The sequence below is a fragment of the Salinivibrio sp. VYel1 genome (genome assembly GCF_009377945.1).
GTDB lineage: Bacteria > Pseudomonadota > Gammaproteobacteria > Enterobacterales > Vibrionaceae > Salinivibrio > Salinivibrio siamensis.
Genome location: NZ_RSAM01000001.1, coordinates 121,695 through 138,478, shown reverse-complemented (window position 1 = coordinate 138,478; position 16,784 = coordinate 121,695). Strand labels below are relative to the sequence as shown.

The following is a 16,784-nucleotide window of genomic DNA, read 5'->3' as shown; positions in this document are numbered from 1 at the left end:
GACGCCATTGTCTCGCCACTCGACGACTCAGAGTATTTCTTTGTGCGGTTTTCTTTGTGCGGATAGTGATTATGAAAAAGTTGCGTACCCTTTCTATAAGTCAACGGATAAGCTTAGCTGCCTCGTCCATCGTACTGATCGGTCTTGGAGCAGTGAGTGCCGTTTCCTTGTCAACGCTGAATAGCAGTCAGTCAGCAATGTCATCCCAGGTCACTGAAAACGTAAAGCGTGATCAGGTGATTAAGATGCAAAATCGCGCGACAGCGATTAGCGAGGAGATCCATGCGTATATTGCCTCTCCCCTCGATACGGTGCGGACTATCGCCCAGATTTATACCTCCGAAGCGGAAAAGAATAAGTCAGCACGGATCCTCGACCGAGATGATATACCTCGGATCATGTATTCGATTTTGAAACGCCAACCTGAATGGCACAACATCTACACCGAGTGGCAAAAAAACGTGTTAGGCGCCGATGCTTTTTACTACGGCGACCCAACAAGCGCTGCTGATGGACGCTATGTGCCGTCTGTGTCGGTAGATGAGAGCGGGGAAATGCGCCTTACCGCCGCGCAAAATTTCTCTGAAACTAACCCTTGGTATCAATGCCCGGTGAGCACACAAAAAGATTGTATCACCGACCCGAGAACCGCTGAGATTAATGGCAAAACCCAAACGGTGTTTGATGTGACAACCCCCGTTTTCCGTTTCGATAAAACCGTTGCCATGGTGGGGAGTACACTGACTACAGCACAAATCCAGTCCATTCTGGCTAAACGTGCTGATAGTAACGCTAAGCTGTTTGTTGTCAGTCAAAATGGCCGAATCGTTGCTAGCACCGATCAACAAGTCCAGCATGGTGCCGCGGTCTCCAAACTATCCTCTCCCGCGTATCACTCTCTTGCCAAGCTTCAAAAGCAAAGCCATAAAAGCCAATTCAAACAAACCGATTCGCACTTTTATGTGTCGCAACCGATCGAATTTGGCAATATGTCTCAGACGTGGTCAGTGATGATTGTGACCCCCAAGCAGGCCGCGATGGCCCCCGTCACACAGCTGAATCAAATGATGACAGACGCCGAAAGCGATATTCAAAACACCATATATTGGGTGAGTGGCCTCGTCCTTTTGCTGGCCTTTGTGATCATTCAAATCGTTATCAAACGTCAATTAGCACCGTTGAGTAGCGTCGAGCAATCGATTCAAGCGATAGCCCAAGGTGGTGGCGATTTAACGCAGCGCTTGTCGGTTAATGGTAAGACAGAGATTGATCGTATTAAACACTCAGTCAATCACATGTTGGATGCGCTGCAATCGATGGTGGGACAAATTCAACAAGCAGGTGGACGTTTGTCCGACACATCAACGACCGCCAATAACGCCATCACCGATGCTCACCAAGCCCTGTCTGATAATACCGAGACATTACACCAAGCCGCGACGGCAATGGAGCAACTGACCGCGACCTCAAAAGATGTGGCAACCAACTCTGAAGCCTCAAAAGAGAAAAATACCGCAGTGGTTTCATCGCTGAATCAATGCATGGAGAATGTGGCTAACAATGTGGCACGTAACCAAACCGCCAACACAGATCTGCAAAAAGCCAACAGTTTTGTCAGCGAAGTCAAAGCCAGTGGTAGCGATATTGCCTCTCTACTCGACGACATTCGCGGCATTTCAGATCAAACCAACTTGCTAGCGCTCAATGCCGCGATTGAGTCGGCACGCGCCGGTGAAGCTGGCCGAGGGTTTGCGGTCGTCGCTGACGAGGTGCGCGCCTTGGCCCAGCACTCACAAAAATCTGTCGACCAAATCGTATCGACGCTTGAAACCTTCAACCAACTCCTTACCGATATTGAAGCCGTCATCCAACAAGGTGAGCGTGGTGCGGCGGAGGGTTATCACGCGAGTGTTTCCGTGCAGGAAACCTTAACCGAGATTGTTGATTTGGTGCAGCAGCTAGGCGATATCAATTACCAAACCGCAGGCGCGGCGGAAGAGCAAAGTGCCGTCTCTCAGCAGGTGGCTGAAAACATCCAGGCACTGTCACAACGCATAGAACAAACCTTGTCACTCAGTGAGCAAGCGCAAGGCGCAAACCAAACCCTCAACCACGAGGCCAAAACGATTCGCCAACTGGTCGATACGTTTACGGTCTAGTTTCCAGCCTTACCTCTCATACTAAAAAAGGGCAACCAACGTTGCCCTTTTGAGGTTATGTCTTGTTGAAGACGCGATGTAAAACGTAGCTTAAATGGTGAGATTACTTCTTGTCTAATTGTGCTTTCATCGCGTCACGAAAGACTTGGTCAGCGTCAGTAATACCCAATTGCTCCGCATCACGCAGCAATCCCATTGCTTTGTCGACATCGTTGTCTGCAATGGCGGCCCGAATAGCCTGATGATAAAAACTAACGCTTTCTTGTTGCGGACGTTCAGTGGCGGAGAGCGCTGGCAGGACGATAGACTGAGCATTGTTACGTGCGCCCAATGCGGTTGCTTCAATCGAAAACGTGCCAGTCAACGCGCGCGACACTTGAATATCACCTACCTCCGGAAAGTAATTCCCTCTCCCCTCTGCGTCCAATTTCGCTGGGTGGCTAACCGCCACCGTTTCATTAAGTTTATCTTTATCGGTAAAAATAACCAAATAGAGCGAACTGTCGCCAATTTGTGGATGGACTTTAATATTCCCTTGCAAACGGTTTCCATCGGCTAGACGGGGCTTTAGATAGACTAACCCATCATCATCAAGCTCAGCACGAATATCGCCAGACTGGTTAATGACTTTAGCACTTGGGACAAAAACACTGTCGTTGACTTCTGCCTCAATATTGATAGCTAGTCCATTTTTTACCATTGGTAAGTCGAAAATGACGCCAGGGCTATCAATGCTATAGATATCGAGGACTTGTGTTTGTGTGGTGACCGCTACTTTGATCTCTTTATCCATCTCTAGCGGTAGTTGTTTCGCTTTCTCAATCTGTGTCACTGCCTCTCCCGTAGGTGCAATCTGATATTGGTTATCCACGATCGTCGAGCACCCACTAAGTAATAATAGCCCAGAAATAAATAACACTTTCTTATTCATATAAAATACCTAAAAAAATAGCCGACAATTGTCGGCTATGAAAAAAGACAGTTTAAAAAAGGCTTACCACCAAGCTTCAACCTGTACGCCAGCTACAAGTTCATTATCTTCACCCGTTCCAAAAGCGTCATCGTTTTCAAGGTCAGAGATATACGAACCATATACACGGATTTCAGGACGTGCCCAGAAGCTGTCACCCATTGCCCATGCTTGTGCAATGGTCAATTTAGAGTTACCAAAGTCTTCGACCGCGTTACCGTCATCATTGATTTTCTCACCCGCATTATAGCCAGCTTCGAATACAGTACGCATGGTATTATTCCATTTGTACATTGGACGGACGACAACAGAGAATTGGTCAATATCTAGGTTCTCACCGGTATAATTACCACCTTTATCTTTACCGCCGATATCATTACCTTTGAGAAGTGCGAATTGATGGCCCATTTCCCAAGACTCACCTAGGTTCATGACCCCCCAGTTAATCAAACGGTAACCTGTCGCCTCGTTTTGCGCGCCAGAACGATCGTAATAAGTCCCAGCCCCCCAAAAGTTAGCCGCTTGAGCGCCATAGCCATTGGTACCGTACTGGAGGATAGTTTGGTTGAAGCCATTATCCATGCCCTGGTGGACAATACCAGTGACCAACAGACCATCATCTGCTTGGAGATATTGATCGCTTTTTTCAACGCCAAAGTTATAGGCTGCCGCCAGTTCTAACTTAGCATCTGACCATAAATCGATATCGGCTAGGCGGATATCGGCAATATAGCCATTAACATCTTCTGATGTTGTAGTTGTATGAGGCTCGCTTTTATACGCACCTGGTTGAATCTTAGCAGCTTCCGTTACACTCTTTGTACATTCAGCGCTGTCACCACAATCATCTAAATGATCTTCTAGTGACTGATCTGTACCATCAAAATCAAAGCTATTAGCCTGGTCAAGAACAAGCTTCTGACCCTCAGATTTCAGTTTCTGGGAACCGTTATCTTGAATCAGTGCTAAAGACAATTTCTGGTCGCCAACGGATAGATTCTCAATACCACCACCGGTACCTGATGTATTCAAGAAGTAGAAATCAGTGATGTGGATATCTTTACGTTGATAGTAAGTTTTACCCGCCCAAAGTGTTGCATCTTTGTCGGCCAACACGCCTTTTGCTTTTACGGCAAACTGAGCGACATTAAAGTCACCATCTTCCCAGCCACTTTCACCAGGCGCGCCCGACGCAATCATTGACTCAACTCGCCAAGTTTGTTCACCGGTTTTTAGCTCTTCCGAAAATCCAAACTCAGAGTAGTTGTCATCTTCGTTACCGAGGCGGCCAATACCTTTTTTGTTAATAGCCAAGTCACCGCTACCGGAGGCACTAATTCCAGTCCCTGCTCGCATGTAGCCATTAAAGTCGACAGCGAATGCTGAGGTGGCAGTGACAGCAGCTGCGACAGCCGCCGCAATTAAACTTACTTTTCTCATACCTTACTCCATAATGTGCCTTTTATACATGTCTCTTCACACCGGCAGTGGGTAGTGGAAAAAGACAGTGTGTCCAAGGCTTAGCTTTCTTCGTTATCCTAGAAATATCCTATCCCTGCACACTAAAGTGCGCGTCATCCAGGGATGTGGTTGAAGGGGGAGGAGGAGTAAGGAGGAGCTAAGGCGGATTATCCTAACTTGTCGACATCGATCACTGAACCAAGGCGTAATTGGTAACTGGGTTTCTTGTTTATCCCCTACAAAACGTCGAATAGATCACTATTAATAATTTTATTCATAGAGATATGAAACTTTATTACATGAGGGGCAATGATCATAAATGTGACGTCAGATTGAATTATTTATAGTTAACCGCTCTAATAGCGACTCGTCTCATTTAACGGTGTTAGTTATGTCGGTATGTTTCCCATCTCCTTATGTATTAGGGGCGCAATTACACCCATCAGGCTGTCGGTTTACACTGTATGCGCCAGACCAGGACGGCGTGCATTTACTATTGTGGCATCAAGCGCACCAACCTCAGCGGATCGCTATGCACGAATATAAGCGTGGCTACTGGACACAAGATGTTGCTGATGTCGTTGCAGGGCAAGAATACAGCTTTGAGGTCTCACATGATGGTCAAATCTGGTGTGTGGCTGACCCTTATGCTCAGGCCATTACCGGCCCTTTAACCTATCAGCCTCCCTATACATCATCGCAAAGCACACAGGTTGCGCGCTGCCAAGTCGTCGATCATGAGCTATTTGATTGGCAAGGCGTGTCATCGCCCCTACGCTCAATGTGCGACACCGTTATTTTCGAAACCCATGTTAAAGGGCTAACTCAACAGCACCCAGATGTCGCGCCAACACAGCAAGGGCGTTATTTAGGCTTGGTGTCACCAGCGATGTTGGCGTTCTATCAACAACATCAGATTAATTGCCTGCAACTGCTTCCTATTACTGCCTGCTTACCGGAGCCGCATTTACTCAGCCAGCAAAAAACCAACTACTGGGGCTACAACCCATACGTTTGGATGGCTCCGGATCCACGCTACGCGGAGAAAAATGCGGTTGACGAGCTGAAAACGGCAATACGCGAACTACACCGCCACGACATCGAAGTCATTTTAGACGTGGTGTTTAATCACACGGCGGAAGGCGGAGAAGGTGGGCCGATTCTTCATTATAAAGCGCTTGATCATGCCATGTACTTACATGATGGCCAACGGCTGCGCAACCATACCGGCTGTGGCAATACCATTGATATACGCCATCCTGCTGCCCTGAAGCAGGTGCTCGACACCTTACGGATGTGGGTCAGCGACTATCACGTGGATGGGTTTCGGTTCGATCTCGCCGCCACCTTAGGGCGAGACGGCGATATCTTTGATCCCCACAATGCCTTTTTCCATGCCATCGCCCAAGATCCGATCCTTTCTAAGGTCAAATTGATTGCGGAACCCTGGGATATAGGTCCCGATGGGTATCAGCTAGGACAATTTCCGGTTAACTGGGCCGAATGTAACGATAAAATCCGCGACATCACGCGCAGTTTATGGCGAGGAGAGCCAGGTATGCTACAGGATTTCGCCACGCGGTTGATGGGGTCACGCGACTTTTTCAGCGCAGCGTATTGGCCGGATCACCTGCCCATCAACTACATCACCTACCATGATGGCTTTACCCTGCAGGATGTGGTCAGTTATGCCAAGCGGCATAATCACGCCAATGGCGAGAACAACCGAGATGGCCATGGCGATAATCGCTCCGCCAACTATGGTGTTGAAGGATCCACAAACAATACTGATATTATTGAGATAAGAACTCGGCAAAAAAGGAATATGATGGCGAGCACCCTCTTCTCTCTGGGGACGCCGCACATTCTAATGGCCGATGTTTTAGGGCACTCGCAACAGGGAAACAACAATGCCTATTGCCAAGACAACCCCATCAGTTGGTTAAACTGGCAAACGCAGGATCATGTTTGGTCAAACTGGCTTTCCACCATGATTGCACGTCGCAATGCTATCATACCGCGCTTTATTGATGCGTTGAGTGGCACACAGCGCCATCGCAATCAGATTGAGTGGCGACATCCGAATGGCGATCCTATTCACGATCATCAATGGCCAAGCCTGCAAGCACTCAGCTGTCAGATCACACTCGGTGCGCATCATTCTGACGCGGGTCAATCGCTGCTAATTGCCATTAACAGCGGCGACACCGCGCACAATCTACGGCTTCCACCAAATCATCAGTGGCGTATTGTCTGTGACAGCGCAACCAATGAAACGACTATCACCACACCCGAACCATCCCTGATATTGGCAGGCAAGCACTTTGTAGTCTGCATTGACGGTGACTGGCTGTAGCCCAATATTACCCACATCAAAAAGGCAGCTAATGTTAGCTGCCTTTACTTTCGTGCTCTTGCTTCGCCTGAGGGCGTAACGCCTTAGCCTTTCACACCACCAGCCGTCAAACCACCCACTAACCAACGTTGGGCGAGTAAGAAAACACCTGTGATCGGTACCGCTGAAAGCACGGCTGCCGCCGCGAAGTCGCCCCACAGATAGTTCTGCGGATACAAGTACTGCTGCATGCCGACCGCCAAGGTATACGAATCAACATCCGACAACAGAATCGAAGCAACTGGCACCTCACCTACCGCCATGATAAACGACAGAATAAAAACCACAGCCAAGATAGGCACGGAGAGCGGAAGCAGCACCAGCCTAAACGCCTGCCATGGGGTGGCGCCATCCAGTGCTGCGGCTTCTTCCAATGAACCATCAATGCTCTCGAAGTAACCTTTAATGGTCCAAACGTGTAATGCAATCCCGCCCAAGTAGGCAAAGATCAAGCCACCGTGCGTGTTGAGCCCCAAGAACGGAATGTACTGCCCCAACTTATCAAACAAGGCGTAGATAGCCACCAATGCCAACACCGCCGGGAACATCTGGAAGATCATCATCGCGTTCAAGATGGTTTGCTTGCCTTTAAATCGCATACGCGCAAAAGCGTACGCCGAGGTGGTTGAGAGCACCACGATAAACAGCGAGGTGATCCCGGCCACTTTTACCGAATTCCACAGCCATAATAGAACGGGAAACGGCGGTGGCGTGACCGAGCCATCCGGATTAGTCACCGGGAAGCCCAATGCTAATTTCCAATGTTCAAGTGATGGATTTTTTGGGATCAAACTCCCGGTAGCGAAATTCCCTTCACGGAATGAAATCGCAATAATCATTAACAGCGGGAATAGGATCAGCGCCAAAAATAAGCACAAGCCAATATGGGTTGCCCAGACGCGATATTTTAAGGATTTACCTTGTACCATTGCCATATTTACGTCCCTCAGTGCTCGTTTTTCTGCGTCATGCGGAGGTTGATTAACGCCAGTGCGCCGACAATCAAGAAAATCAGTGTGGCGATGGCACTTGCCAAGCCAAAGTCTTGACCACCACTGCCTTCAAAGGCGATGCGATAGGTGTAGCTGACCAGCAAGTCGGTATAACCGGCCGGCTCAGTGGTGCCAATGCGGTTTGGCCCACCTTCTGTTAACAGCATAATCATCACAAAGTTATTGAAGTTAAAAGCAAAAGCGGCAATCAGCAACGGTGTTAATGGTTTAATCATCATCGGCAGCGTAATACGGGTGAAGTTCTGAATGAAATTCGCGCCGTCAATCGCGGATGCTTCGTAGAGATCATCGGGGATCGCTTTAAGCAAGCCCATACAAAGGATCATCATATAAGGGAAACCAAGCCAGGTATTGACAGTTAGCACCATGCTCCGCGCCAAGAACGGGTCAGAGAACCAATTCGGACTGATGCCAAACAGGGCTTCCAATACCATGTTGATTTCACCAAAGCTTTGGTTAAACAAACCGCGGAAAATCAGAATCGAAATAAAGGCTGGCACCGCATAAGGCAGGATCAATAATAAACGGTAGATCGATTTGCCTTTCAGCTCTTCCCACTGCACCAAGCTCGCCAATATCAAACCGATAAAGAGGGTAAACACCACGGTGAGTACAGAAAAAACAATCGTCCAAATAAAGATGCCAATAAAGGGCTCTTTAATCCCCTCATCTGTCCAGACACGCTCAAAGTTATCGGTGCCAATTTGCACCACATAACCGGGCGACACCGTGTCGTCAACAAACTCACCCGAAGCATTAACCGGTTGGTAATACCCTACCTCATCATTGGGTTTGAGTGTCTCATCCGTCTTATTATTGATCAGCGTGCGACCATCCTCTTGCAAACTATACAAAGGCTGAATGGCGGCGAACTTACGTAACCCACTCATACGAATGGTTTGATCATCTGACAATTGCAAATCTAGATTACCGAGCGCCTCTCGATTTTGAATCACATCGCGAAGTGACGCTTTTTGTCCCTCAACACTGTCAATTGGGCTAAGTGACAAGTTTTCATCGGCCAGTGTTGCAAATTCAAATGGCTTGGTGGCAAAACGTGTGTTTTCGCCTTCCACCACAATACGAACGCCTTGATCCGTTTGATATAACGAGAAAGGATAACTGTCGCCACTTTGAAAGGTTCGCTCGAGTAATACGGACTGGGCACGCTCGAAAGAGAGTTGATTTTTGGCGCTATAGTTGGTGAATGACAGCCCAACGGTATAAACCAACGGAAAAATAATGAAGAGGATCATCCCCGCGATACCTGGATAGATATAGCGATGGGCGTATGTTTTTTTACTGCCAAAAATGTACAGCGCTAGTGCGGTTAATACCACAGTTAACAGGGCAAAGGCAGTTTCACCACGCGAATACATCAAGACGGTGGCATAGCCATTGATGATGGCCACAGTAGCCAGTAACGCCCATTTTATGAACGCTTTTGTGCTGCTGGGCAAAGAAGAGCCTGACGTTGTCATAGCTTGGGAACCTTGGACTGACTGCATAAGGAACGCTACTCACATAGTTTTAAAAAATGCAGGGAGGCAAGCCCCCCTGCAGATAGAGCTTATTTGACCATTTGCGTTTCCGCATCGTCGAGCGCTTCCTCGACGCTTTGACGGCCATCGACCACATTGATGATGGCGTTTTTGGCAGCCGCCCAGAACCCATTCATTTGTGGAATGTTCGGCATCACCTCGCCATGTTTGGCGTTTTCCATGGTCGCAGCAATACGGCTATCTTGAGCCAGCTCTGCTTGATACGCATTCAGCGCCACCGCACCTAGGGGCTTATCCGCATTGACCGTTGAAAGGCCTTCTTTCGTCAGCAGGTAGTTTTCAAGGAACTCAACCGCTAGTGCTTTATTTGGCGATGCGGTGCTAATACCGGCACTAAGCACACCAACAAAAGGCTTGGACGCTTCACCTTGGAAGGTAGGTAAGGTGGTGACACCATAATTGATACCTGACTTTTCGATGTTGCCCCACGACCATGGGCCGTTAATGGTCATCGCTGTGTCACCTTGGTTAAAAGAAGACTCAGAAACCGAGTAGTCCATATCTGATGAAATCACGCCATCTTTGACCATCTGCTTCATGAAATGTAGCGCGTCATGCACACCTTGGTTATTGATACCCGCGTCTTTAACATCATAGCCGTTTGCCGTTTGCTTAAACGCGTAGCCGCCATCAGCCGCCATTAATGGCCATGTAAAGTAGGGTTCTTTTAAGTTCCACATGATGGCTGACTTACCCTGCTCTTTGAGCTTGGCATCCATCTCAACTACGTCTTGCCACGTTTCTGGCGGGTTTGGCACCAAATCTTTGTTGTAGATAAGGGAAAGCGATTCTACTGCCACTGGGTAGCCAACGTATTTGCCTTTGTATTTCACCGCATCCCAAGCAAAGTCGACCATGCCTTCTTTAAGACGGTCTGAAGGGCGAATTTCTGCCAACAGGCCTGACTCTGCGTAGCCGCCAAAACGGTCATGCGCCCAAAAAACAATATCTGGACCATCGCCCGTTGACGCCGTTTGCGGGAACTTGTCCTGCAAACCATCAGGGTGAACAACGGTCACAGGAATCCCCGTGTCTTGCTCAAAGCGGTCACCCACTTCTGCTAGGCCGTTATAGCCTTTATCACCGTTAATCCAAATCGTCAGTTGGCCTTCTTCGATATTGGCGTGTGCGCCAAATGAACCCAGTGCAATGAGGGTACCGAGAGCAACAGCGCTAAGTGATTTTTTCATCTTTCTATCCTTCTTCTACTGAGGTGTAGCACGATTCCATGGAGGATGAGCTGTATTTCACGGTCTATCATGGGTAATTCCCGCGCATTCCTCATCATCCTGGCTTCTACGCCCTACGCCTGTGCGAGCGAATTCGTGATCCATATCGCTCGTCGCTAATGATGCGGCTCACAAAAATAAACGGTACGTGATCAACTTCAACTAATTTGCTAATCATTTTGTGATGTACGCCCTCAAACTAAATTAGGGAGGAGATCATCCTCCTCCCCGCCTACTCCCCCTGCAATAATTTCACTCGGGAGGATGTACCGCTTGCGCAGATACGCGACACTGCTGTCATCAAAAAAGCATCGGGTGGAACCTATCCAATGTGCTTAATCAATGACCAAACAGCGTTCAACAAAAAAGATAACGCTCAAAAATGGCCGATATTGAATAACACAACCACCTATAATGCGTATTGAGCCGAATTAATGAAAAGCGATTGAGGGCGAGCGACATGGCAAGTGTCACGTTTAAAAACGTTTGTAAAGCGTATGACAACGATGTAATGATTTCAAAAAACGTTGACCTAGAGATTAAAGACGGCGAATTTGTTGTTTTTGTCGGTCCATCTGGTTGCGGTAAATCCACTTTATTACGCTGCGTTGCCGGATTAGAAGATATTACATCGGGCGATCTTTATATTGATGAGCAACGCGTCAATGAAATAGAGCCTTCTAAACGCGGCGTGGGAATGGTGTTTCAATCTTACGCGTTGTATCCCCACCTAAATCTTTATGACAACATGTCTTTTGGCCTAAAACTGGCCAAAACGAACAAAGCGGAAGTCGATAAGCGCGTCCATCAAGCGGCGGAGATCTTACAACTCGGCCACTTACTCGACAGACAACCCAAGTCTTTGTCCGGGGGACAACGTCAGCGTGTCGCGATTGGCCGCACCCTGGTGTCTCAACCTCGTGTCTTCCTCCTCGATGAGCCACTTTCCAACCTCGATGCTGGCCTACGCGTACAGATGCGCGCACAAATTACCAAATTACAACGTCAGCTTGGCTGTACCATGATTTATGTGACCCACGATCAGATCGAAGCCATGACCATGGCAGATAAAATCGTGGTACTAGATGAAGGCCGTGTGGCGCAGGTTGGCAAACCGCTAGAGCTTTATCATTACCCTCAAAACCGCTTTGTCGCGTCGTTTATCGGCTCACCCAAAATGAACTTTATGAGTGTCTTTATTGAGGATGTTGAGCCAAACCGTGTCAAAGTGCAGCTCAGTGAAGGCGCCAGTTTTTGGATGCCGGTCGATGGCAAAACCGTCACGCGCGGCGATCGTATGTCTCTCGGCATTCGTCCTGAGCATTTGGTGGCCGCCAAAGACGGTGATGCGCAGATTGAAGGGGAAGCGACCATTGTCGAGAAGCTAGGCAACGAGACGCAAATTTATCTCAACCTTGAAAGTGCAGACGCAGACGTGATCTATCGCCAACTCGATACCGTTGAGATTGAGCCCGGCGAGAAGTACGCTATTGGTATTCCAGCCCATCGCTGCCATTTGTTCCACAGTGACGGTCGAGCGTGTAAACGCCTGCATCGTGAAAATGGCGTCACCTTCGTTGATGAAGAAGACGCAGCCTAATATCACCTTGTAAGAGACTGCGACTAGGCCGCATTCGCGGCCTTTTTTATGGTACCGATTCAGACAGAAAAAACGCCAAGGATTAACTTGGCGCAATCTTCATTTTGTCGCCCAAAGGGCTCAGTACCTTCACCCTTGCCAGCAATAAAACACAGTGGCTAATGGGGGGAGATTCAATGTTAGCGATTGGGGTTGATCGTGCGCCGCGCTTTTATCGGTGCTAAGCGTTGCGTAAACGGGATACCCACTGCCCCAAAACGCCTCACCATCCGAGTTTAATACTAATTGGTAGTCGCCACTCATCGGCACACCCAGCTGAAAACCATCCCGGGGGACAGGGGTGAAGTTACTCACCACCAGCATCCGCGAGCCGTCATCGCCAAGCCGCTCATGGGCTATCACGCTAATATCTGCCGCGTCTTTTAACCGCCACTCAAATCCTGCCGGATCGCAGTCGAGGCGATGCAGCGCCGGCGTTGAGACATACAGGTGGTTCAGCGCTTTCACCCATGCTTGGATACCTTGATGGCGACCGTATTGCAGCCAATGCCATTCAAGCTGGCAGTCATGGTTCCACTCTGCAGTCTGACCCATCTCCGTGCCCATAAAATTGAGTTTTTTCCCCGGCTGGCCATACATGTAGCCCAAATAGGCACGTAAGTTCGCCGTTTGCTGCCACTCGTCACCAGGCATTTTTCCCATCAATGAGCCTTTCCCATACACCACCTCATCATGAGACAGAGGCAGTACATAGTTCTCGCCAAACGCATAACCCAATGGAAATGTTAGCGTGTCGTGATGATAGCATCGATACACCGACTCTTTACGGATATAACGTAAACTGTCATTCATCCAACCCATGTTCCATTTAAACCCGAAACCCAGGCCACCCGCATAAATTGGCGAAGAGACCCCGGGAAACGTGGTCGATTCTTCGGCAATCGTCATCGCATTGGGAAAATAGTGATAAACCGACTCGTTCATCCATTTTAACGTGGCAATGGCGTCGTAGTTCTCATTGCCGCCATCCACGTTGGGGACCCATTGATCCTGCTCACGCGAGTAATCGAGATAAAGCATCGACGCGACGGCATCGACACGCAAACCATCGATGTGAAACTGATCGAGCCAATACAGCGCATTATTCACCAAAAAGCGGCGCACATGCTCTTTACCCATATCGTAAAGATGACAATGCCAGTCGTTGTGCCAGCCACGTCGTGGATCGGGGTCATGATATAAGGGCGTACCATCGAAATAGGCCAATCCATGATCATCGGTAGGGAAATGCCCCGGCACCCAGTCGAGAATGACGCCAATGCCCGCTTGGTGACAACAATCCACCAAGTACTTAAAATCATCCGGCGAGCCATAGCGGCTAGTCGGCGCGAAAAGCCCCACTGGCTGATAGCCCCAAGAACCATAAAAAGGATGTTCACTGACTGGCATCAGCTCTACATGGGTATAACCCATTTCCACCAAGTAAGGGACTAAACGGTGAGCAAGCTCACGATAGCCCAGACACTGACCCGATGCATCTCGCTGCCACGAACCAAGGTGAAGCTCATAAAAAGAGAGCGCTTGCGTATGTTTTTCAGTCACGGGGCGGTCTTGCCACTGCTGATCGTGCCATTGATAAGCATGTTGATCATAGGTCAGAGAAGCAAATGACGGGTATTGTTCAGCATAGGCACCATAAGGATCGGCTTTGTGCGGTAAACATTGTCCATCGGGACCCGTTAACGCATATTTGTAGCGTTGATTAAGGCCAAGATGAGCGACAAACCCCACCCAAAATCCACCTTCGATGGCAATAAAGCTTCCAGCCTCTGCCTGCCATTGGTTCCAATCACCGATCACGCTCACTGATTGTGCATGCGGGGCAAAAACCACAAACCGAACCCCCTCGACCGGTTTACCCGCGACGGGTAACGTCACCGGATGCGCGCCCATTTGCTGATGTGCAACTCTCGGGTTATATAAAGCAGCCATATCAATTGCAAAATGATCAGGCTGAATAGACTGGGGCAGTATTGAAATGGAAGAATCTGGCATCAGCGACTCCTTATATAAAAAAACGCTCCATCCTATGCGTGTTGGCTGGCACTGAGGATAGAGCGTTAGAGCATGGTATGGTGGTTACGCCGTTTGCCGACTCGCTTGCATGCGCACCCGAGATAAGTCTCTGGCAAGTTGATTCAACTCTTCACGGCTAAAGAGCGTTTCCAAACTGGCCGAAAGCTTACGTCGCCAGTTGGGATATTCGTCTACGGTACCAGGGATATTGACTGGTTTGTCCATCTCCAACCAGTCTTCCAACTGGACGCTTAATAGTGCTGACTTGCCAGCGGCAACATGCAATTGCAACGCGCGGCACAAGTGACCATCCATCGGCACATAACGCGCATCGCCCCCAACCCCATCTGGTAGCATGCCATGCCAGCGCACACTGTCTAAAATGCCCTGCTTGGCTTTCAAACGATCATCAAACAATTGTTGAAGTTGCGCTTCATCTGGGTATAGGCCGAGCTCTTGACCCAGTTTTAAATCGTCGCAATGCCAAAAGCCACGAATGGTTGGCATATCATGGGTGGAAAGCGTCGCCATCGCCTGCTCGGTATAGTGCGCCGGAGAAATAAAGCCCCCGTCCTCTTCTGAGGTTTCAAAGAAGAATACCTTGTAGGAATGCACGCCCGCATCCGCAAGTAACGCACCAATTTCATCGGGTACCGTCCCCAAGTCCTCGCCAATAACACTGCATTGATGACGGTGCGACTCAAGCGCTAAAATCGCGAGCATGTCTTTAACGGGATAGTACAGGTAAGCGCCCTCGGTAGCATTTTTTCCCTTAGGGATCCACCATAAGCGCAGCAAGCCCAGCACATGATCGATACGCAACGCCCCACAATGACGCATGTTGGCCCGCAACAACTCGATGTAGGCATGATAGCCTGTGTGTTTCAGTGCTTGCGGATCAAATGGCGGTAAGCCCCAGTTTTGCCCCCGAGGTCCCAACACATCGGGCGGCGCACCGATACTGGCATCCAGTACTAAAGGCGAGTTGTCCGACCAGGTTTCGCTTCCCGCGTCTGACACCCCAACAGCGAGATCACGGTACAAGCCCAGCGACATCCCCTGCTCTTCAGCAATGGCTTGTACCTCTTCCATTTGACCTTCGGCAATCCACTGTAAATACATGTACAGTTGAATGTCGTCACTGTGCTGCTCGATAAATGCTTGCGTCGCTGCATTTTCATAGCGACGATATTTTTCAGGGAATACGGGCCAGCCCCACGCATGAGGGTCTTCCGCGCGTAAATGTTGATGCAAGGCATCAAAGGTGGCTTGCTGTTTTAAGCTCTCTCCGCCTTTTTCAATAAAGTCTAAAAACGCACGGCCACGTCGAGTCTGTTGCAGCAGCTCGCGTTGCTTAAACTCTTGAAACAATAAAGGCAATACGGCCATTTTTAGGGCGGCGACTTCGCTATAATCGACCCAGTGAGTGTCGCGCACTGCTTGCAGGCGACGCTGGAACTCGGCACTGCCCACGAGTTGCTGCGCACGGGCGCTCAAACAAAACTCACGAACGTTGCTCACATCAATGTACAAAAGATTAAGCCAGCGGCGTGATGAGGGACTATAAGGGCTCGCGGCTTCTGGATTGGCAGGGAACAACGCATGAATGGGGTTAAGGCCAACAAAGTCCGCGCCACGCGAGGCGAGCTCACTGACCAATTGTTTCAAGTCACCAAAATCACCAATCCCCCAGTTGTGAGGGGTACGCAGTGTGTAGAGCTGAATACTCGGCCCCCACATTTTTTTGTGTTGATCCAGTTCAGGTTGTTTATAGCATTGAGTAGGCGCCATGATGAGCGTCATTTGGTACGGTGATTGACGCCGTTTACGTATCACAGAAAGGCGATGATAGCCCCACGGTAGGGAGCAAGGCAGGCTAAACACTAATGGGCCGCCATTACTGCGCTCATCGCGAACGATTTGTGACTGTAAGTAACCCTCAAAGCACTCGCCCTGTTCGGTTTCCAACCGCCAACTAAAGTCACTTTCTCGCGCACTGGTCCCTAAATGAAGCGCAATTTCGACTGGCTCATTCTCCTGTACCACTTGCACGGGCGCGAGCACATCCGCTTTATGTTTCTTCGCCGCCGATGCCAATAACGCCTCGTCATTTCGTGTGTCATAGCCAAGTGACGTTAGTAAGTCATGTAAGGTACTGTCCGGCACGGCCGCTTCTGAGCCCCATGCACTGATATAGCGATCAGCGAGGTTGGCCATTTGTGCGACTGTCTTCAATGCAGATTCTTTCATCGCTTTCTCCGAGGGGTCTGCCCCCTTCTTTTATTGGGCAATATTGTTGTCATTATTGTTAGATGGCAA

At 49.2% G+C, this 16,784-nt stretch carries 9 protein-coding genes and 1 pseudogene; 3 read left to right on the top strand and 7 right to left on the bottom strand.

What is annotated here, in order from left to right; genetic code table 11:
• Positions 1–71: 71 nt before the first annotated feature.
• Positions 72–2,159 carry a methyl-accepting chemotaxis protein gene (locus EHW58_RS00590; RefSeq protein ID WP_152793970.1) on the top strand — a complete coding sequence of 696 codons (2,088 nt, stop codon included), beginning with the start codon at positions 72–74 and terminating at the stop codon, positions 2,157–2,159.
• A gap of 103 nt (positions 2,160–2,262) precedes the next feature.
• Here EHW58_RS00590 and EHW58_RS00585 read toward each other — a convergent pair whose 3' ends face one another.
• The gene (locus EHW58_RS00585; protein WP_152793968.1) at positions 2,263–3,090 is read right to left on the bottom strand and encodes a MalM family protein; all 828 of its coding nucleotides are present in this window, start codon (positions 3,088–3,090) and stop codon (positions 2,263–2,265) included.
• A gap of 63 nt (positions 3,091–3,153) precedes the next feature.
• A complete protein-coding gene (gene lamB, locus EHW58_RS00580; RefSeq protein WP_152793966.1) occupies positions 3,154–4,569 on the bottom strand; it encodes a maltoporin LamB in 1,416 nt (471 codons plus the stop codon).
• Positions 4,570–4,981: 412 nt separating this feature from the next.
• Here lamB and EHW58_RS00575 point away from each other — a divergent pair, with 412 nt between their 5' ends.
• The gene (locus EHW58_RS00575; RefSeq protein WP_152793964.1) at positions 4,982–6,946 is read left to right on the top strand and encodes a glycogen-debranching protein; all 1,965 of its coding nucleotides are present in this window, start codon (positions 4,982–4,984) and stop codon (positions 6,944–6,946) included.
• Between the two features lie 83 nt (positions 6,947–7,029).
• Here the strand turns inward: EHW58_RS00575 and malG are convergent, their stop codons facing one another.
• The 3 genes from malG to malE all read right to left on the bottom strand — a co-directional run bounded on the left by malG (position 7,030) and on the right by malE (position 10,750).
• Positions 7,030–7,920, bottom strand: coding sequence for a maltose ABC transporter permease MalG (gene malG, locus EHW58_RS00570; RefSeq protein WP_046075898.1), 891 nt, complete (start codon positions 7,918–7,920; stop codon positions 7,030–7,032).
• A gap of 11 nt (positions 7,921–7,931) precedes the next feature.
• A complete protein-coding gene (gene malF, locus EHW58_RS00565) occupies positions 7,932–9,506 on the bottom strand; it encodes a maltose ABC transporter permease MalF (protein WP_152793962.1) in 1,575 nt (524 codons plus the stop codon).
• Positions 9,507–9,568: 62 nt separating this feature from the next.
• Positions 9,569–10,750 (bottom strand): maltose/maltodextrin ABC transporter substrate-binding protein MalE, encoded by a 1,182-nt coding sequence (gene malE / locus EHW58_RS00560; protein WP_077579336.1) that lies wholly within the window; start codon positions 10,748–10,750, stop codon positions 9,569–9,571.
• A 499-nt stretch (positions 10,751–11,249) separates the two neighbouring features.
• Here malE and malK point away from each other — a divergent pair, with 499 nt between their 5' ends.
• Entirely contained in the window at positions 11,250–12,389 is a 1,140-nt protein-coding gene (gene malK, locus EHW58_RS00555; RefSeq protein ID WP_077579335.1) for a maltose/maltodextrin ABC transporter ATP-binding protein MalK, read from the top strand.
• A gap of 129 nt (positions 12,390–12,518) precedes the next feature.
• On the opposite strand, the pseudogene glgB reads toward malK, so the two are convergent.
• Positions 12,519–14,372: pseudogene (glgB, locus tag EHW58_RS00550) on the bottom strand (1,4-alpha-glucan branching protein GlgB); the annotation flags it as partial.
• A gap of 156 nt (positions 14,373–14,528) precedes the next feature.
• Positions 14,529–16,715: a 4-alpha-glucanotransferase gene (malQ, locus tag EHW58_RS00545; RefSeq protein WP_046075902.1), complete on the bottom strand. Its 2,187-nt coding sequence runs from the start codon at positions 16,713–16,715 to the stop codon at positions 14,529–14,531.
• Positions 16,716–16,784: the final 69 nt, after the last annotated feature.